The following is a 17,431-nucleotide window of genomic DNA, read 5'->3' on the forward strand; positions in this document are numbered from 1 at the left end:
ATCAGCCCAGCCGCTGGCAGGGGTGGGGAAACAAAAGCCCCGGCGGGCGTATCATCCTAACTTGGTTTAATGCAGGGACTTTTCATGATCGCCGCATCGACGGGAACAGCCGCGATGATCGCCGCACAGGGACCGATCGGCGCTCTGACCGCCCGGCTGGACACAGCCTCCCCCCTCGGCCCGGTCGATGGCTGGTCGCCCATCCTCGTCTCTACCGTGCGCCTCATGCTGTCTTCTAAAGCGGAGATCGTGCTGTTCTGGGGGCCTGATTTCTGCGCGCTTTATAATGAATCCTACGCGCCAACGATCGGCGACAAGCATCCCCTGGCGCTGGGCCGCCCGGCGCGTGAAGGCTGGCGTGAATTGTGGGACGATCTTGGTCCGCTGCTCCGGTCCGTCCTCGACACCGGAGAAACCATCCACGCAAAGGACCGCGCCTTCTATATCGAGCGTGACGGCGGGCGCGGCGAGGACGTCTATTTCGACATCAGCTATTCCCCCGTGTTCGAAGCCGACGGGTCGATCGGCGGCGTGTTGTGCATCGTCAGCGAGACGACCAAGCGCGTGCTGGCGGAACGGGCCATGCTGGCCGATCGCAACCGGCTCTGGGCGCTGGCGCGCGACCCGTTCCTGATCGCCGACACGACCGGCGTCTGGCTCGCGGCCAGCCCGGCCTGGACCGAGATATTGGGCTGGACCGAGGCGGAACTGATCGGCCGCAACGCCGAATGGATGGAGCATCCCGACGACATCCAGCCAACCCGCGATCAGATTGACGGGCTGGCGCACGGCCAGCCGGTGCTGCGCTTCGACAATCGGTTTCGCACCCGCGACGGCGATTATCGCACCTTCAGTTGGACCGCAGTCTCCCAAGACGACATCGTCTATGCCGTCGCCCGCGACGTCACTGAGCAGCGCGCCCATGCCCGCGCGCTGGCCGATGCCGAAGCCGCGCTACGCCAGGCGCAGAAGATGGAGACGCTGGGCCAGTTGACCGGCGGGGTCGCGCACGACTTCAACAATCTGCTCCAGATCGTGACCGGTAATCTGGAGCTGCTGCAACGCGCCTTGCCCGCCGACGACACAAGGCTCCAGCGTATGATCGGGCGCGCCGCGGCCGGGGCGGACCGCGCGGCGGTGCTGACGCAGCGGTTGCTCGCCTTCTCCCGCCGCCAGCCGCTCGACCCGCGACCGACCGATCCCAACCGACTGGTCGCCGGCATGTCCGACATGCTACACCGGACGCTCGGCGAGACCGTCAGCGTGACGACGATGGACGCGCCCGAACCCTGGCCCATCGCCGTCGACGTCAACCAGATGGAAAATGCGCTGCTCAATCTGGCGGTCAACGCCCGCGACGCAATGCCGGACGGAGGCAAGCTGACGATCGAAGTGTCCAACAGCTATATCGATGCGCAGCAGGCCGCGCGCGAAACCGACCTGGCGCCCGGCCCCTATGTGATGATCGGCGTGTCGGACACCGGCGAAGGCATGGACGACGCGACGCTGGCGCAAGCGATCGAGCCTTTCTTCACCACCAAGGATGTCGGGCGCGGCACCGGCCTTGGCCTGTCGATGGTCTACGGCTTTATCAAACAGTCCGGCGGCCATATGCGGGTCTATTCGGAGCCGGGTCAGGGCACCAGCGTCATGCTCTATCTGCCGCGCCATCATGGCTGCACGACCATGGAGGACGCGCAGGAAACGCCTGCGTTCGCGGCGACGGGCGGACAGGAAACCATCTTGCTATGCGAGGATGACGATAATGTCCGCGCCTATTCGCATGAAGCGCTGCGCGACCTTGGCTATCATGTCATCCCTGCGGCCGACGGCGCGGCCGCGCTGGCGGCGCTGGAGGCGGCCGAGGGACCGGTCGACCTGCTTTTCACCGATGTCGTGCTGCCCGGCGGCATGACCGGCGCCGATCTGGCCGCCACGGCCAAGCTGCGCTGGCCTGGCCTCAAGATCCTGTTCACCACCGGCTATGCCCGCAACGCCATCGTCCATCACGGCCGGCTGGACGAAGGCGTCGACCTGCTGACCAAGCCCTTCAGCTATGCCGATCTGGCCGCCAAGGTCCGGGATGTGCTGGACAGGCCTGCGGACGTGCCGGAAACGGTCGCCTGACTGTCAGCGCAGCGTCGCCTGCCACGCCGCGACCAGATCGCGGCCGCGCTGGCCGACCGTCGCCGCGTCGTCACCCGGCTTGTAGAGCGCGCCGCCCACGCCGATGCCTTCGCAGCCGCCCGCCAGCCATTCGCCGATCGTGTCCGCGCCGGTGCCGCCCACGGCCCACACGCCCACCTCGCGCGGCAGCACGTCCTTGACCGCCTTCACATAGGCCGCGCCCAGACGGGCCGCCGGGAACAGCTTGATCCGCTTCGCCCCTGCCGCGATGGCGGCGAAGGCTTCGCTGGGCGTCATGAAGCCGGGCAGCAGGTCCAGCCCCAATGCCGCGCCGCGCGCGATCACCGCCGGATTGGTGTTGGGGGTGACCATGATGCGCCCGCCCGCATCATGTAGCGCCTCGACCGCCTCGACGCTCAGCACCGTGCCGGCGCCGATCAGCCCGCGGTCGCCAAATTCGGCCTGCATCGCCGCGATGCTGGCCAGCGGATCGGGCGAATTGAACGGCACTTCCAAAATGCGGATGCCCGCATCGACCAAAGCGGCGCTCACGTCGATCGCCTCGTCGGGCCTTATGCCGCGCAGGATCGCGCAGATGGGCGGCGCGCCATCGGCCAGCAGGTCGTCCAGGGTCATGCTATCAAATCTCCCTCAGGCCAAGGCCGGCGAGCGCACAGGCGTCGCCGTCCAGCATGTGCGTGGCCACGCCCTGCCTGTCCAGCGCCTGCGCATAGCGGGCGGACAGGCGCGCGTCGCCGATCAGGATGATGCTGTCCGTTACCCCCAGCGTGTCGCGCATCTCCGCGACCTCGCATCCGATCAGCAGGCCCGACAGATAGCCCAGCGCCCAGTCGGGCGAGCGGCCCTGGCGCAGCCGCATGGCGCGCGCTGCGAACAGCGACTGCAACAGCTTCCCGTCGCGCGCGCGGTCCAGCCCCTCGGCGAAGCCGGCCGCTTCTTCGACCGGGTTGGCGGCACCGACCTTCGGCCCCAGGGTCGAATGGTCGCGCAGCAGCGCGAAGATTTCGCCGGTGGGCATGGTGCGAAAGGCGGTGATGCGGCCATCTTCAACCAGCGACCATTTATTGTGGGTGCCGGGCAGGACGATCATGTGCCGTCCCGCACCCAGCGCCGGGTCACGGGCAATCGCCCCGAATATCTGGGTTTCCTCGCCCCGCATGACATCGGCGATGCCGTCAGCGCCCTGGCAGGCCAGGCCCGCCATGATGGCGACCGGCGCGCCGCTCCAGTCGAAGCGCATCGCCGCCTGCCGCCATAGCGCCGCATCGGCGGGGCAATCCGCGTAGGGCGCCTCGACCCAACCGTCGCGCGCGCCGGCCATGCCGCACAGGGTGATCGATTCGGGCGGGCCGTCGGCCAGCCAGGGGGCGATCGTGTCGGCGAAGGCCGCCTCCGCCGCGCCGCCCACCGCGCCGATCCCCGGCCCGTCGCGCCGCGCCGCCAGCACGGCCTTTTCGACCCGGAACAGCCGCAGACGGCTCGTCCCCCAGTCCCCGACGACGGAATAACCACTCACCAGCACGCTCTCCGGCCTTTATTTATGGTAGCGCTCACATTTCCCCGCTTGGGGTGCTTGAATTTCTATTTGTCTGAGTATATCAGGAGGCGGAGCGCGTCAACGCGCCATGCCCAATTTTTGCGTCAGCCATTTCTTGAATCAGGATGCCCCGATGAGCGATTCGCCCAAGACCTTCCCCAAGCTGCGCAGCCGCGCCTGGTTCGACAACCCGGACAATATCGACATGACCTCGCTCTATCTGGAGCGCTATCTGAACTTCGGCCTGAGCCTGGACGAACTGCGCAGCGGCAAGCCGATCATCGGCATCGCCCAGACCGGCAGCGACCTGTCGCCCTGCAACCGCCACCATATCGTGCTGGCCGAGCGGATGCGCGAGGGCATTCGCGAAATGGGCGGCATCGCGCTCGAATTTCCCGTCCATCCGATCCAGGAAACCGGCAAGCGGCCCACGGCCGGCCTCGACCGCAACCTCGCCTATCTGGGCCTGGTCGAAGCGATGTACGGCTATCCGCTCGACGGCGTGATCCTGACCACCGGCTGCGACAAGACCACGCCTGCGCTGCTGATGGCCGCCGCCACCGTCAACATCCCCGCCATCGCTCTGTCGGTCGGCCCGATGCTGAACGGCTGGTTCAAGGGCGAGCGCACCGGGTCGGGCACGATCGTCTGGAAGGGGCGCGAGTTGCTGGCCGCCGGCAAGATCGATGACGAAGGCTTCATCAAGCTCGTCGCCTCCTCCGCGCCGTCGACCGGCTATTGCAACACGATGGGCACGGCATCGACCATGAACAGCCTGGCCGAAGCATTGGGCATGATGCTGCCGGGTTCCGCCGCCATCCCCGCCCCCTATCGCGATCGCCAGGAAGTCGCTTACCTGACCGGCAAGCGCATCGTCGACATGGTCGCCGAAGACCTCAAGCCGTCGGACATCATGACGCTGGACGCCTTCCACAACGCCATCGTCGTCAATTCGGCGATCGGCGGATCGACCAATGCGCCGATCCACCTGTCCGCCATCGCCCGCCATATGGGCGTCGACCTGCCGCTCAAGGATTGGGAGACGGTCGGGCATAAGGTGCCGCTGCTGGTCAACCTCCAGCCCGCCGGCGAGTATCTGGGCGAGGATTATTATCGCGCCGGCGGCGTTCCCGCCGTGGTCAGCCAGTTGATCGACCAGGGCCTGATCCGGACAAGCGCGATGACCGTCAATGGCAAGACCATGGGCGAAAATTGCAAGGGCGTGGAGATCGAGGATGAGAAGGTCATCCGTCCGTTCGACCAGCCGCTGGTCACGGACGCCGGCTTCCTCGTCCTGTCGGGCAATCTGTTCGACGCCGCCGTCATGAAGACCAGCGTCATCAGCGTCGAGTTCCGCGATCGTTACCTGTCCAACCCCGACGATCCCGAAGCCTTCGAAGGCCCGGCGGTCGTGTTCGACGGGCCGGAGGATTATCATCACCGGATCGACGATCCGGCCACCGGCATCACCGCCAACTCGCTGATGTTCATGCGCGGCGCCGGGCCGATCGGCTATCCGGGCGCGGCAGAAGTCGTGAACATGCGTCCGCCCGCCTATCTCATCACCGAAGGCGTCAGCGCTCTGCCCTGCATCGGCGATGGTCGCCAGTCGGGCACGTCGGGCAGCCCGTCCATCCTCAACGCCTCGCCCGAAGCGGCGGCAATGGGGGGCCTGGCCCTGCTGGAAACCGGCGACCGGGTCCGCATGGACCTGAAAGCCGGTACGGTGAACGTCCTGATTTCGGACGAGGAACTGGCCGAGCGCCGGGCGAAGCTGGAGGCCGCGGGCGGCTTCCAATATCCCGCCTCGCAAACCCCCTGGCAGGAAATCCAGCGGTCGGTCGTCGGCCAGTTGAACACCGGCGCCATATTGGAAGGCGCGGAAAAATATCAGCGCATCGCCCAGACCATGGGCCTGCCGCGCGACAACCACTGATCCGTTGAAGGCGGGGGCGTCCATCGCCATCTGCGGCGCCCCCGCCTTAACCACCTTTGCATCACCTGCGCCGGAAATCGATCAGCGCTTCCCGGCGCGAGCATCTAACCAAATTCCATTGCCCCCTATTCAGGAGAACATCATGTTCAACGGAGCCATCCTCATCGGCGCGAGCGAGCGCACCGGCGGCGCGCCTTTCTACGCCATCGACCCATCGAGCGGCGCGAAGGGCGAGGTCGCCTTTTCCAACGCATCGATCGCCGATGTCGCGGATGCGACCGCGCTGGCGGACGCTGCGTTCGAAAGCTTCTCCACCCTGACCCCCGACGCGCGCGCCACCTTCCTGGAAAGCGTCGCCGACCAGATCGTCGCCATCGGCGACCTGCTCATCACCACCGCGATGAGCGAATCCGGCCTGCCGCGCGGTCGTCTGGAGGGCGAACGCGGCCGCACCGTCGGCCAGTTGCGCCTGTTCGCCAGCTATGTCCGCCAGGGCGACTGGCTGGACGCCACCATCGACAAGGCGCTGCCCGACCGCACGCCGCTGCCCCGCAGCGACCTGCGCCGCGTCAACCAGGCGCTTGGTCCCGTCGCCGTGTTCGGCGCATCCAACTTCCCGCTCGCCTTCTCGGTCGCGGGCGGTGACACCGCGTCCGCCTTCGCCGCCGGTTGCCCGGTCGTGGTGAAGGGCCATCCCGCCCATCCCGGCACCGGCGAACTGGTCGCCCGCGCGATCATCGCGGCGGTCGCGGCCTGCGGCCTGCCCGAAGGCGTCTTCTCCTACCTGCCCGGCACCACCAATGATCTGGGTGGCGCGCTGGTCGCCGATCCGCAGATCAAGGCGGTGGGCTTCACCGGATCGCGCGGCGGCGGCATTGCGCTGATGCAGATTGCGGCCAAGCGCGAAGAGCCGATCCCGGTCTATTCGGAAATGTCGTCGATCAACCCGGTCGTCCTGCTGCCCGGTGCGCTCGCTGCGCGCGCCGAAGCACTGGGCACCGCATTCGTCGGTTCCATGTCGCTGTTCGCCGGCCAGTTCTGCACCAATCCCGGCATGGTGATTGCGCTCGACAGCCCCGATCTCGACACGTTCGTCGCCTCAGCGGCCAAGGCGCTGTCGGCCAATGCGGCGCAGGTCATGCTGACGCCCGGCATCCACGCCGCCTATGAAAAGGGCGTCGAGGCACTGGCCAGCGCGGACGGCGTCACTACCGTCGCGCGCGGCACCGAAGCGGACGGCGCCAATCGCGGCCAGTCCGCCTTCTTCGCCACCGCGTCCGACCAGTTCCGCGCCAACCCGGCGCTGGCGCATGAAGTGTTCGGCGCGTCCTCGATCCTGGTGAAGTGCGCCACGATCGAGGACGTGATCGCCACCATCGCCGATCTGGAAGGCCAGTTGACCGCGACGCTCCAGATGGAAGCCAGCGATGCGGACAATGCCGCCAAGCTGTTGCCCACGCTGTCGCGCAAGGTCGGCCGCGTCCTCGCCAATGGCTGGCCCACCGGCGTCGAAGTGACCCATGCCATGGTGCATGGCGGCCCCTTCCCCTCGACCTCGGACGGCCGTTCGACCTCGGTCGGCACCTTGGCGATGATGCGCTTCCTGCGTCCCGTCTGCTATCAGGACCTGCCCGACGCGCTGTTGCCGCCCGCATTGCAGGCCGCCAACCCCTGGGGCCTGACGCGCCGTAACGAAGGCAAGCTGGAACTGGCCGCATGACGATCAGGGCAGGTCTGGTAGGGCTCGGCAAGATCGCGCGCGATCAGCACCTGCCCGCCATCGAAAAGATCGACGGCATCGACCTGGTCGCCGTCGCCAGCCGCAACGCGCAGGGGGAAGGGGTGAATAATTACCCCGACCTCGGCGCGATGCTGGCGGGCGAACCCGACCTCGACGCCGTCATCCTGTGCCAGCCGCCGCAGGTCCGCTATCATGCGGCCCGGCAGGCGTTGCTGGCGGGCAAGCATGTATTTCTGGAAAAACCGCCGGGCGCGACCGTGTCCGAAGTGGAGGCATTGACGGCGCTGGCCAAGTCGCAGGGCGTGACGCTCTATGCCAGCTGGCACAGCCGCTATGCCGCCGCCGTCGCGCAGGCGAAAGCCTGGATCGCGGAGCGCAAGGTCGAGCGGATCGACATTCAGTGGCGCGAGGATGTCCGTCACTGGCATCCGGGCCAGCCCTGGATCTGGGAAGCGGGCGGCTTTGGCGTGTTCGATCCGGGCATCAACGCCCTGTCGATCCTGACCGAAATCGTCGGCGAACCGATCACCGTGCTATCGGCCGAACTGGAAGTGCCGTCCAACAAGCAGGCGCCGATCGGCGCGACGCTGGCCATGGCGACGGCATCCGGTGCCGCGATCGACACCCTGTTCGACTGGCGCCAGACCGGGCCGCAGACCTGGGACATTGCGGTCGAGACGGACAAGGGCAGCCTGCTCCTGTCCGAAGGCGGCAATACGCTGCGTCTGGACGGCGAAGTGCAGATGAAGGCGCAGGACGAGGAATATCCGATCATGTACCGCCGTTTCGTGCGCCTGGTGGCGGACAGGGCGATCGACGCCGATACCGCGCCGCTGCGTCTGGTGGCGGACGCCTTTCTTTGCGGACGGCATTGCCCTACGGCAGCATTTGAGGACTAGACTATAGGAGCGGGGATTTGGGTAGCGGGCGCAAGATCGGATCGGAGGAAGGCGTGCTGCGCATCCATCAGACGATCGCCCGCGACCTGGGCACCGCGATCCTTACGGGCAAGCATCGCCCAGGCGAATTGTTCGAGGGTGAGATCGAGGCGTCGGAGCGCCTCGGCGTCTCCCGCACCGCCTATCGCGAGGCGGTGCGCATCCTGATCGCCAAGGGGATGCTGGAAAGCCGCCCCAAGGCCGGCACCCGCGTCCTGCCGCGCAGTCGCTGGAACGTGCTCGACCCCGAAATGCTGGCCTGGATGTTCGCAGGGGAACCGGACGCCAATTTCATCCACGACCTGTTCGAACTGCGCGGCGTGATCGAACCGGCCGCCGCCGAATTCGCCGCCCGCCGCCGCACCGACGAGCAACTGGCGACGATGGAGGCCGCGCTGGCGGAAATGGGCCGCTTCGGCCTGTCGACGCCCGACGGCCGCGCCGCAGACCAGCGTTTCCACCATGCCATCCTGGCCGCCACCCATAATGACGCGCTGGAGGCGCTGGCCAGTTCGGTTGGCGCGGCGGTCAGTTGGACCACGACCTTCAAGCATCGCAAGAAGCTGTTGCCCCGTGATCCCCTGCCCGACCATCGCGCCGTGTTCCAGGCGATCGCCGCCCGCGACACCGCCGCCGCGCGCACAGCCATGGCCGAACTGCTGCGCCTGGCGCTGGCGGACATGGATATCGCGCTGGCGGAGCCGGGCCGATAAATACATCACGATTTCCTCGCGCAGGCGGGAACCCAGCACCGCCCTCGCGATCATCGGCCGGCTTGGGACTGGGCTCCCGCCTGCGCGGGATGGCGCTCACCCCAATATGAATTCCACCCCCGCCTTGGCGTGGATGCTGGTGCAATCATAGATGGGCAGGACATTGGCCTTCACGTCCACGATCAGCTCCAATTCGGTGCAGGCCAGCACCACCGCCTGCACATCCTCCTTCGCGATGTCGGTCAGTTCCGACTTCATATAGCGTTCGGATTCCTTGCTCACCTTCCCCACGGTCAGTTCGTCATAGACGATCCTGTCGATCCGTTCGGCCAGTTCCATGTCGGCGGGCAGCAGCGAAATGCCATGCGCGACCAGCCGCTGGCGATAGAATTTCTCGGTCATCACGTTGCGCGTGCCGATCAGCGCCGCCTTTTCGATGCCGTCCGCCTTCATCTTCTTGCCGACGATATCGGCGATATGCAGGATCGGGATGCCGACCGCCACCTGCACCCGGTCATAGACGCGATGCATCGAATTGGCGCAGATCAACAGCGCGCCTGCGCCGCCCTGCTCCAGCCTCTGGGCCGCGCCGATCAGCTGCCCTGCCGCGCAGTCCCAGTCATTTTCCGTGGCGCAGCGCGCGACTTCGGCGAAATCCAGGCTCTCGATCAGCAACGGCGCACTATGCTGCCCGCCCAGCGCGCGGTGGACCGCCTGGTTGATGATGGCATAATAGCGCGCGGTGGAGGTCCAGCTAAGGCCGCCGATCAGGCCGAGTTTGTGCATATACGTCTCCGCTGCGGGAATGATTTGCCCATAGCGTTAGGGTAAGCCCGCCCCGCTGGGCAAGGCTCTTGATGCGATCCGCCGCGCGCGCCATGCCAGACGCAGCCCGGCGACGCCCGCCATGCCGCCCGCCACGACCATTGCACTATTGCCGATAGCAAAGCCCAGCGCCGCCGCCGCCCAACCCGCGCCGCTGCCAAGCAGGGCAAGTCCGCCCGGCCTGCGACCGACCGCCAAGGTCAGCGCGCCCGCCAGCGTCGCCACGCCCAAAGCAAAGCCGAGCGTCAGCAATAGGCCATCGTCGGCGGCCAAGCCGAAGGCGCCGGGATTGCGCCACAGGGTCGCGGCCATGGCCATCGCCGCCACGCCCAGCAGGCCGTGGCCCGCGAGCATCAGCCGGGGCAAGGCCGCCACCGCGCTGCGCCGCGCCAGCAACAGGCCGATGCCGCCGCCGATCACGACCACGCTCACCATTTCCGGCAGGTTGACGACATCATGGCTATAGACCGCCGCCGCCGCGCCGGTCGCGATCCCCGCCATCGCCCAGCGATTGCCGTGGCCGCCGTCTCGCATCCACAATCCCACGAACATCAGCGCGACGGACAGGAGATAGGCGCCCGCCACCACGGGCGACGGATCGATGCCGTCCAGTTGCGCGCCCAGCCATGCAGGGCCGACAGGGGGGATCATCCGTCCACCCCGTCATCACCGTCACCATCCGGCGTCAGGCCGCGTTCTGGCACGCCCAGCAACAGGACGCTCGCGGCGCTGGCGCATAGCAGGGCGATCAGGGCGATGTAGCGCGCCGTCGCGCTGCCCGCTTCGGCGGCGGCGATCAGCGCGCCGACGAACAGGATGGCGGCCACGCCGCCCGTTCCCGATCGCCAAGCCGGACGATCGGAGTCCGTCCCCGGCCGGGCAGCGATATAGCCGCCCGCACAGGCGGCCAGGAACAGGGGCAGCAACGCCAGCGCGCCCGTCATGCGCGCGCGCCTGTCATTACGCCCTGCGGCAAGCGGGTCAGGCGATCAGCAGCACCACCAGCGCGGCGAGCGCGACGCTGACGATCGTGCCCCATTTGACGAAGCCGACGAAGCTTCCATAAGTCTGGTTCGCGGCCTTCATATTGCTGTCCGACGCCATATCCTGTCCCCTTGTCCTGTCGATGCTGGCCCACCTCTTATCGTCTGGGGGCCGCGCCCTCAACCCGCCGCCTGCAAGAAAATTCGTCGCAGTTAAGCCCGCCTTTACCCCCTGCGCTTACCATCGCCTGCGGGTTGCATATGAGGGATTTGATGGCGCGCGACGGCGTACCGATGCTGATGCTGATCGACGATGAACCGGCGCAGCGACGTCTGGTGTCGGCGCTGGGAGCGCGTGCGGGATGGCGCACCATCTTCGCCGCCGACGGCGAAACCGCCATTGCGACGCTAGGCACGCAGGACGGGATGCAGCTTGACGCCATCATCCTGGACCAATGGAGCCCGGACTATGAGCCATCGGGCCTGATCCGCGAAATTCGTAGTCGGCGCCCGGCGCTGCCGATCCTGATCCTGACCGCGCATAACAATGTCGCCATCGCCGTAGAGGCGATGCGCGCGGGCGCTACCGATTATCTGTCCAAGCCGATCGCGCCCGAAAGGTTGCTCGCCGCCTTGAACGCGACGCTGGCCGAAGGCGCCGCGGCGGGCGAATTGCGTCCGCTCACCGAAAAGATCACCGCCCCCCTCTCCTTCGAGGATGTGGTCGGTTCCGCCCCGCAATTCCGCGCCGCCCTGGCCATCGCGGCCAAGGCCGCCCGCGCCCGCGTGCCCGTGCTGATCGAGGGCGAAAGCGGCGTCGGCAAGGATGTCATCGCCCGCGCCATCCATGCCGCTTCCCCCCGCCACAAACAGGCGATGGTGACCGTCAATTGCGGCGCGATTCCGGCCAACCTCGTCGAATCGGAACTGTTCGGCCATGAGCGTGGCGCCTTCACCGGCGCGTTCGACCGCCATGTCGGCAAGTTCGCCAGCGCCGACATGGGCACGCTCTTCCTCGATGAAGTCAGCGAAATGCCGCTGGACGCGCAGGTCAAGCTGCTGCGGGTGTTGCAGGATGGCGAAGTCCAGCCGATCGGCGCGCGCCGCCCAGTCCATGTCGATGTCCGCGTCATCGCCGCGACCAACAAGCGGCTGATCGAGGAGGTCGAGGCCGGCAATTTCCGCGAGGATCTTTATTACCGCCTCAACGTCGTCCAGCTCACCGTCCCGCCCTTGCGCGAACGCATGGGCGACATTCCCGCGCTTTGCCGCCATCTGCTCGCCCGCATCGCCACCCAGCCGGGGCTGCGCGGGCTGGGCGTCACCGATGATGCGCTGGCGCTGTTGATGCAACATGGCTGGCCGGGCAATGTCCGCCAGCTCCAGAACGCCCTCTTCCGCGCCGCCGTCCTGTGCGAGGGCGATGCGCTGACGCCGCAGGATTTCCCGCAGATCGCGTCGCAGATCCAGGCCGGGGCCAGCATATTGTCGTTGCGCCCGCGCGCCGCCAGCCAGCCGCATCGCGACGGCGCGGGCATCACTTTGTTCGAAGGCGACGGCCATGTCCGCCAACTAGCCGAGATCGAGGCCGACGTCATCCGTCTCGCCATCGGCCATTATCGCGGCCGTATGACGGAAGTCGCCCGGCGGCTGGGTATCGGCCGCTCAACCCTCTATCGCAAGCTGGCCGAACTGGGCATCGACAGCGCCGCCTGAACGGCAGATAAGAACGGATAAGCGAAGCGGCCGGCTTACGCCGTTGAATTATCCGCGTGGCTATGCTTTGGATTGCGCCATGAAAAACGCCGCCCGTTCCGCCTCTTTGGCCGCCTGCCTCCCCCTCCTCCTGCTATTCGCCTGTGGCCGGTCCGAACCGGTCGCAGACATGCCGACCCAGGAGGAACTGGCCGCGGCCGCCAACGCCGCAGCGGCCAATGCGATCGCCAACGCCACGGCCGAGGACGCCGACAATCGCAATTATGTGAACCAGACACGCGGCTTTTCCATCACCTTCCCCGAAGGCTGGACCGTAGACAAGGCCGCCAGCACCGCCGACGGCGCGGTCTATCAAGACCCCGGCGCCGGCGCGGACGTGCGGGTATTCTGGCAGAAGAACGACAATGACCAGACGCTCCAGCAGATTGTGGAAGCGGTCAACGACAGCGCCGAAGGCGTGGATGGCGATTTCGTCGGCGAGAATGAATATCGCGGCACCGCCAATGACGGCGAAGGTAATAATGTCGCGATCCGCCTGCTCAAGCAGCCCGACGGCGCGATCGTGACCGCCACTTTCGTCTATCCCGAAATGCTGAGCGAACAATATCAGGGTATCGCCGAGCAGACGCTGGCCAGTCTGCGCAGCTTCGCGCGGAAGGACGGGACGACGCCTGCGCCAGCGGCCGTCCCCGCCCCGGCGGCCAACGCCAACTGACCCCGCGCCGCGCATGATCGGCCCGTTCGCTCCCGCCGACCAGCAGGGCGTGCTGGACCTGATCCTGTCGATCCAGCGCGACGAATATGGCATCGCCATTACCGCGGCCGACCAGCCGGACCTGAGCGACATTCCCGCCTATTACGGGCCGGGCGCGGGCGGCTTCTGGGTCGCGCGGGCAAACGGTCGCTTGGTCGGCACGGTCGCGCTGAAGGATATCGGATCGGGCGCTGTCGCCCTGCGCAAGATGTTCGTCGCCGCCAGCCATCGCGGCCGCGCGGCGGGCGTGGCGCAGGCGCTACTCGACACGGCTCTGGCGGCCGCCCGCGACCGGGGCGTGACCCAAATCTGGCTTGGCACCACCGACCGCTTCGTTGCCGCGCACCGCTTCTACGAGAAGAACGGCTTTGCGCGGGTGGAGGCGGAAGCGCTGCCGCCCGACTTCCCCAAAATGGCCGTCGATAACCGATTCTATGCGCGCTTGGTAGTTTGAAGTCGGGCCGGCCAAACCCGCCTAAACCGCGCTCAATCCCGCATCCGCCAGCCCGCGCCACAAGTGAAGCGCCTGCACGCTTTCGCGGACATCGTGCACCCGCACCATCTGCGCGCCCAGTTGCGCCGCGCGGAAGCCCAGCGCGACCGATCCGCCCAGCCGATCCGCCGCCGGCGCTTCGTTCGACAGCGCCCCGATCAACCGCTTGCGGCTCCCTGCGAACAGCAGCGGCACGCCCAGCGCCTGGAAAGTCGCCAGGCCGTTCACCAGCGCCAGATTGTCGGCCAGGCTCTTGCCGAAGCCCAGCCCCGGATCGACCATGATCCGGTCGCGCGCAATCCCCGCCCCCTCGCACGCGGCGATCCGCGCCTCCAGATGGTCGAACACGTCGGCGACGACATCGCCATAACCGCCCGGATTGTCATGCGGATCGTCGCCAGCGGATGGGGCGTGCATCAGGATCACCGGGCATCGCGCGCGCGCCACCACCTCCAGACTGCGCGGATCATGCGCAAGCGCGCTGACATCGTTGACGACAGCGGCGCCCGCCGCCAGCGCCGCCTCCATCACGCCCGCCTTGCGCGTATCGACCGACACCGGCACGCCCGCCGCCGCCAGCCGCTCGATCACCGGGGCGATGCGCGCGATCTCGTCGCCCTCCCAGACCTTAGGCGCGCGCGGCCGGGTCGATTCGCCGCCCACGTCGATCAGCGCCGCCCCCGCCGCCGCCATCGCGAAGCCGGCATCCGCCGCCGCCTGGGGATCGCCGACATGCTTGCCGCCGTCGGAGAAGCTGTCGGGCGTGACGTTCAATATCGCCATCACCTGCGGCGCGTCGAAGCGGATCGTGCGGTCGCCCAGCACCAGCGGAGCGCGGAGCGCGGAGATATGCGCCGCCAGCCGCTGCGCCCGCGCCGCCAGCGCATCGGGCAGTCCCGCAATGGCCGCATCGAAATCCGCCACCGGCACCACGATCCGCGCGATCCGTCGCGCGCCGTCGAAGGCGCTCAGTTCATAGCCCTGGAACCAGATCAGCCCATTGCCCATCCGCGCCACCGACCCGTCGGGCAAGCCGATCGGCGTCGGCACGAACCATGTGGGCTTCAGGTAGAGGCGGGCGTGGGGCGGGATGGCAGGAAGGGTCATCATTTCTCCCGTTCGCCCTGAGCGAAGTCGAAGGGCCACACTGAGCGGAGCGAAGTCGCTTCCCTTCGGTCAGCGGAAGGCTTCGACTTCGCCCAGCCCAAGCGGAATTGCAAGGATGAGGCTAAGGCTCGTTCGCCAGCAAATAGGTCTGCCGCAGCGTGTCGATCGGCTGCAACTTGCCCTCGACCTCCACATGCCAGAAGGTCCAGCCGTTGCAGCTTGGCGCATTTTGCAGCGTCGCGCCCATCTTGTGGATCGACCCGGTATCGGCCCCCACCAGCAGCGAACCGTCGGCGCGGACCTCCGCTTGCCAGCGACGCTTGGCATCGCGCAATATAGCGCCCGGCGTCAGATAGCCCGTCTCGACCAGCGTGCCGAACGCCACCTTGGGCTGCTGGCGCGCGGTCTGCATGATGGTCAGTGCGCTTTCGTCCAGCGGCAGCGCCGCCTCGATCCGCTCCAGCGCGACCTCGATATAGTCATCCTCGCGCTCGATGCCGATCCATTTGCGGCCCAACCGCTTGGCGACTGCGCCCGTAGTGCCGGTGCCGAAAAAGGGATCAAGCACCACGTCGCCCGGCTTGGTGCAGGCCAGCATCACGCGATAGAGCAGCGCTTCGGGCTTCTGCGTCGGGTGCGCCTTGGCGCCGTTGCGCTTCAGCCGTTCCTGCCCGCCGCAAATCGGCAGCACCCAGTCGGAGCGCATCTGCAATTCATCGTTCAGCGTCTTCATCGCCTTGTAGTTGAACGTATATTTAGCGTCCTCGCCCTGGCTCGCCCAGATCAGCGTCTCATGCGCATTGGTGAAGCGCGTGCCCTTGAAATTGGGCATCGGGTTGGACTTGCGCCAGATGATGTCGTTGAGGATCCAGAAGCCTTCGTCCTGGAGCGCGGTGCCGACGCGGAAGATATTATGATAGCTGCCGATCACCCAGATCGAACCGTTGGGCTTCAAGATACGGCGCGCCTCGCGCAGCCACGCCTTGGTGAAGCGGTCATAGCTGCCCAGCGTGTCGAACTTGTCCCAGTCATTGTCGACCGCGTCGACGCGGCCGCCTTCGGGCCGGAACAGGTCGCCGCCCAGTTGCAGATTATAGGGCGGATCGGCGAAGATCATGTCGATGCAATTGTCGGGCAGCTTGGCCATTTCCGAGATGCAATCGCCGCGCAGCAGGGTGTCGGTCGCGATCTGGGCCGCGTCGACCACGACCGGCCGTGCCGTCTTCTTCCGCCGCGGCGCCGCGACGCGCTCCATTACACCCATATGCAAAAGCCCCCGAATTCGTTCTAAGGACCAGCGATGAGTCCTTGGGAGTCCGCCGTCAAGATCAGCGGCTTATCACAGGCACTTCAGGAAATGGTTAACGTGCAGGAGAACGAAGGGTGGACCCACAAGATATAGAGTCGCGCGACTCGCCGCAGACTCCATATCGGGCGGTGTGACTCAAAAGACTCTATCCCCCGCTCCGCCGAACTTTTTTTGGTTAACGCCGGTGCGAGACGGTTAAGCGCTCAGAAACTTGACCAATCCATAACCCAATGATTATGGGTTAACCATGATGACTGATTCACGCAGCGCCGATCGCGACGCCGCCACCGATGCCCTGTTCAAGGCGCTGTCCGACGGCACCCGCCGCGCCCTGCTGGAAACGCTGGTGCGCGAAGGCGAACAGAATGTGCAGGCGCTGACCCAGCAATCGGGCGTATCGCAGCCGATGGTGTCGCGCCATATGGCCAAGCTGAAACGTGCCGGCCTCGTGACCGCCCGCCGCACCGGCCGCGAAACCTGGTACGCCGCGCGGGTGAAGGGACTGGCGCCGGTAATCGGATGGATGGCCGTCCATGGCGCGCTATGGTCGCAGCGCTTTTCGGCGCTGGAGGGATTGGGCAAGTGATGGCGGGGACGGCGGACCAGAATTTGCCATGATCCCCCTCCCGTTGGCCGGAGGGGGACGTCTTCTACCCGCCCATGTCGGTCTTCTTCTACCCGCCCATGTCGGGCGTCGCGCCAAGACTGGATAGGAACGGCGCCTCCACCCTATCGGCAATAGCCCTCCTGCCCCGCGATCACGATCAGGCAGTCCTGCTTGCCCGCCAGATATTTGAACCCCGTCTCATCGCCATCGCCCGGCCGGATCGCCATATCCTTGCCGTCGCGCACGAAGCGGATCGTCGCGCCTTCGGCGATGCCGCTATAATCGCCCTGCCGATCGAGATTGTCCTTGTTGGTCAGCGCATAATGGCCCGGCTTGCCGTCGGGCGAAGGCTGGATGTCGAGGAACAATCCCTCCGGCCCGATCCAGCGCCCGACCCAATCGTCTGTCGGCAGACGTGCGTCTGCCGCCTGCGCGTTCGCCGGCACCGCGTCCATGTCCTCGATCGTCTCTACTGCGGCGGCGGCGTTACTGTTCGCGACCGCGACATTGTCGTCGCTCTTGGCGCAGCCTGCCAACAACAGGGGCAACGCAAGCAAGGGGGAAAGGGCGCGCATCATCCGTCAATCTCCTTCATGTCCCAGGAAGAACCAACCGGGCCGCTGG

Annotated in this window: 18 protein-coding genes; 9 read left to right on the forward strand and 9 right to left on the reverse strand. The window is 66.8% G+C overall.

What is annotated here, in order from left to right; translation table 11 throughout:
* The first annotated feature begins 84 nt into the window (after nt 1-84).
* Nucleotides 85-2,127: a hybrid sensor histidine kinase/response regulator gene (locus tag V473_RS11935; RefSeq protein WP_066605611.1), complete on the forward strand. Its 2,043-nt coding sequence runs from the start codon at nt 85-87 to the stop codon at nt 2,125-2,127.
* Nucleotides 2,128-2,130: 3 nt separating this feature from the next.
* Here the strand turns inward: V473_RS11935 and V473_RS11940 are convergent, their stop codons facing one another.
* Nucleotides 2,131-2,763 carry a 2-dehydro-3-deoxy-6-phosphogalactonate aldolase gene (locus tag V473_RS11940; protein WP_066604252.1) on the reverse strand — a complete coding sequence of 211 codons (633 nt, stop codon included), beginning with the start codon at nt 2,761-2,763 and terminating at the stop codon, nt 2,131-2,133.
* Nucleotides 2,764-2,767: 4 nt separating this feature from the next.
* Nucleotides 2,768-3,664: a 2-dehydro-3-deoxygalactonokinase gene (locus V473_RS11945; RefSeq protein ID WP_066605613.1), complete on the reverse strand. Its 897-nt coding sequence runs from the start codon at nt 3,662-3,664 to the stop codon at nt 2,768-2,770.
* Between the two features lie 154 nt (nt 3,665-3,818).
* Between V473_RS11945 and V473_RS11950 the strand changes: the two genes are divergently transcribed.
* The 4 genes from V473_RS11950 to V473_RS11965 all read left to right on the forward strand — a co-directional run bounded on the left by V473_RS11950 (nt 3,819) and on the right by V473_RS11965 (nt 9,013).
* On the forward strand, nt 3,819-5,621 hold the full coding sequence (locus tag V473_RS11950) for an IlvD/Edd family dehydratase (RefSeq protein WP_066605615.1): 1,803 nt from the start codon (nt 3,819-3,821) through the stop codon (nt 5,619-5,621).
* Between the two features lie 142 nt (nt 5,622-5,763).
* Nucleotides 5,764-7,341, forward strand: a complete 1,578-nt coding sequence (locus V473_RS11955) for an aldehyde dehydrogenase (NADP(+)) (protein ID WP_066604254.1) — start codon at nt 5,764-5,766, stop codon at nt 7,339-7,341.
* Nucleotides 7,338-8,261: a Gfo/Idh/MocA family protein gene (locus V473_RS11960; RefSeq protein WP_066604257.1), complete on the forward strand. Its 924-nt coding sequence runs from the start codon at nt 7,338-7,340 to the stop codon at nt 8,259-8,261. The genes V473_RS11955 and V473_RS11960 overlap by 4 nt, the downstream gene beginning before the upstream one ends.
* 17 nt (nt 8,262-8,278) lie before the next feature.
* Nucleotides 8,279-9,013 carry a FadR/GntR family transcriptional regulator gene (locus V473_RS11965; protein WP_066604259.1) on the forward strand — a complete coding sequence of 245 codons (735 nt, stop codon included), beginning with the start codon at nt 8,279-8,281 and terminating at the stop codon, nt 9,011-9,013.
* A gap of 96 nt (nt 9,014-9,109) precedes the next feature.
* Here the strand turns inward: V473_RS11965 and V473_RS11970 are convergent, their stop codons facing one another.
* Genes V473_RS11970 through V473_RS11985 form a run of 4 tightly spaced genes read right to left on the reverse strand, consistent with a single transcriptional unit; the run spans nt 9,110 to nt 10,942 of the window.
* Nucleotides 9,110-9,799 carry an aspartate/glutamate racemase family protein gene (locus V473_RS11970; protein WP_066604261.1) on the reverse strand — a complete coding sequence of 230 codons (690 nt, stop codon included), beginning with the start codon at nt 9,797-9,799 and terminating at the stop codon, nt 9,110-9,112.
* A 36-nt stretch (nt 9,800-9,835) separates the two neighbouring features.
* The gene (locus V473_RS11975) at nt 9,836-10,489 is read right to left on the reverse strand and encodes an NAD(P)(+) transhydrogenase (Re/Si-specific) subunit beta (protein WP_066604262.1); all 654 of its coding nucleotides are present in this window, start codon (nt 10,487-10,489) and stop codon (nt 9,836-9,838) included.
* Nucleotides 10,486-10,782, reverse strand: coding sequence for a hypothetical protein (locus V473_RS11980; RefSeq protein WP_066604269.1), 297 nt, complete (start codon nt 10,780-10,782; stop codon nt 10,486-10,488). Before V473_RS11980 ends, V473_RS11975 begins: the two co-directional genes overlap by 4 nt.
* Before the next feature lie 37 nt (nt 10,783-10,819).
* A complete protein-coding gene (locus V473_RS11985; RefSeq protein ID WP_066604273.1) occupies nt 10,820-10,942 on the reverse strand; it encodes an aa3-type cytochrome c oxidase subunit IV in 123 nt (40 codons plus the stop codon).
* A 152-nt stretch (nt 10,943-11,094) separates the two neighbouring features.
* On the opposite strand from V473_RS11985, the gene V473_RS11990 reads away from it, so the two are divergent.
* The 3 genes from V473_RS11990 to V473_RS12000 all read left to right on the forward strand — a co-directional run bounded on the left by V473_RS11990 (nt 11,095) and on the right by V473_RS12000 (nt 13,745).
* A complete protein-coding gene (locus tag V473_RS11990; RefSeq protein WP_066605617.1) occupies nt 11,095-12,537 on the forward strand; it encodes a sigma-54-dependent transcriptional regulator in 1,443 nt (480 codons plus the stop codon).
* Between the two features lie 79 nt (nt 12,538-12,616).
* Nucleotides 12,617-13,252 carry a hypothetical protein gene (locus V473_RS11995; protein ID WP_066605620.1) on the forward strand — a complete coding sequence of 212 codons (636 nt, stop codon included), beginning with the start codon at nt 12,617-12,619 and terminating at the stop codon, nt 13,250-13,252.
* A 13-nt stretch (nt 13,253-13,265) separates the two neighbouring features.
* On the forward strand, nt 13,266-13,745 hold the full coding sequence (locus V473_RS12000) for a GNAT family N-acetyltransferase (RefSeq protein WP_066604276.1): 480 nt from the start codon (nt 13,266-13,268) through the stop codon (nt 13,743-13,745).
* 21 nt (nt 13,746-13,766) lie between these two features.
* On the opposite strand, the gene folP is transcribed toward V473_RS12000, so the two are convergent.
* The gene (folP, locus tag V473_RS12005; protein ID WP_066605623.1) at nt 13,767-14,891 is read right to left on the reverse strand and encodes a dihydropteroate synthase; all 1,125 of its coding nucleotides are present in this window, start codon (nt 14,889-14,891) and stop codon (nt 13,767-13,769) included.
* A gap of 121 nt (nt 14,892-15,012) precedes the next feature.
* On the reverse strand, nt 15,013-16,155 hold the full coding sequence (locus tag V473_RS12010; protein ID WP_066604279.1) for a site-specific DNA-methyltransferase: 1,143 nt from the start codon (nt 16,153-16,155) through the stop codon (nt 15,013-15,015).
* A gap of 292 nt (nt 16,156-16,447) precedes the next feature.
* Between V473_RS12010 and V473_RS12015 the strand changes: the two genes are divergently transcribed.
* Nucleotides 16,448-16,786: an ArsR/SmtB family transcription factor gene (locus V473_RS12015; RefSeq protein ID WP_129927089.1), complete on the forward strand. Its 339-nt coding sequence runs from the start codon at nt 16,448-16,450 to the stop codon at nt 16,784-16,786.
* 143 nt (nt 16,787-16,929) lie between these two features.
* Here the strand turns inward: V473_RS12015 and V473_RS12020 are convergent, their stop codons facing one another.
* Nucleotides 16,930-17,382 carry a hypothetical protein gene (locus tag V473_RS12020; protein WP_408021511.1) on the reverse strand — a complete coding sequence of 151 codons (453 nt, stop codon included), beginning with the start codon at nt 17,380-17,382 and terminating at the stop codon, nt 16,930-16,932.
* Nucleotides 17,383-17,431: the final 49 nt, after the last annotated feature.

The sequence above is a fragment of the Sphingobium cupriresistens LL01 genome, assembly GCF_001046645.1.
GTDB lineage: Bacteria > Pseudomonadota > Alphaproteobacteria > Sphingomonadales > Sphingomonadaceae > Sphingobium > Sphingobium cupriresistens.

Coding starts and splice junctions, on each gene's coding strand:
- V473_RS11935 (WP_066605611.1), top strand. CDS start 85: ATGATCGCCGCATCGACGGGAACAGCCGCGATGATCGCCGCACAGGGA.
- V473_RS11940 (WP_066604252.1), bottom strand. CDS start 2,763: ATGACCCTGGACGACCTGCTGGCCGATGGCGCGCCGCCCATCTGCGCG.
- V473_RS11950 (WP_066605615.1), top strand. CDS start 3,819: ATGAGCGATTCGCCCAAGACCTTCCCCAAGCTGCGCAGCCGCGCCTGG.
- V473_RS11955 (WP_066604254.1), top strand. CDS start 5,764: ATGTTCAACGGAGCCATCCTCATCGGCGCGAGCGAGCGCACCGGCGGC.
- V473_RS11960 (WP_066604257.1), top strand. CDS start 7,338: ATGACGATCAGGGCAGGTCTGGTAGGGCTCGGCAAGATCGCGCGCGAT.
- V473_RS11970 (WP_066604261.1), bottom strand. CDS start 9,799: ATGCACAAACTCGGCCTGATCGGCGGCCTTAGCTGGACCTCCACCGCG.
- V473_RS11975 (WP_066604262.1), bottom strand. CDS start 10,489: ATGATCCCCCCTGTCGGCCCTGCATGGCTGGGCGCGCAACTGGACGGC.
- V473_RS11980 (WP_066604269.1), bottom strand. CDS start 10,782: ATGACGGGCGCGCTGGCGTTGCTGCCCCTGTTCCTGGCCGCCTGTGCG.
- V473_RS11985 (WP_066604273.1), bottom strand. CDS start 10,942: ATGGCGTCGGACAGCAATATGAAGGCCGCGAACCAGACTTATGGAAGC.
- V473_RS11990 (WP_066605617.1), top strand. CDS start 11,095: ATGGCGCGCGACGGCGTACCGATGCTGATGCTGATCGACGATGAACCG.
- V473_RS11995 (WP_066605620.1), top strand. CDS start 12,617: ATGAAAAACGCCGCCCGTTCCGCCTCTTTGGCCGCCTGCCTCCCCCTC.
- V473_RS12000 (WP_066604276.1), top strand. CDS start 13,266: ATGATCGGCCCGTTCGCTCCCGCCGACCAGCAGGGCGTGCTGGACCTG.
- folP (WP_066605623.1), bottom strand. CDS start 14,891: ATGACCCTTCCTGCCATCCCGCCCCACGCCCGCCTCTACCTGAAGCCC.
- V473_RS12010 (WP_066604279.1), bottom strand. CDS start 16,155: ATGGGTGTAATGGAGCGCGTCGCGGCGCCGCGGCGGAAGAAGACGGCA.
- V473_RS12015 (WP_129927089.1), top strand. CDS start 16,448: ATGATGACTGATTCACGCAGCGCCGATCGCGACGCCGCCACCGATGCC.
- V473_RS12020 (WP_408021511.1), bottom strand. CDS start 17,382: ATGCGCGCCCTTTCCCCCTTGCTTGCGTTGCCCCTGTTGTTGGCAGGC.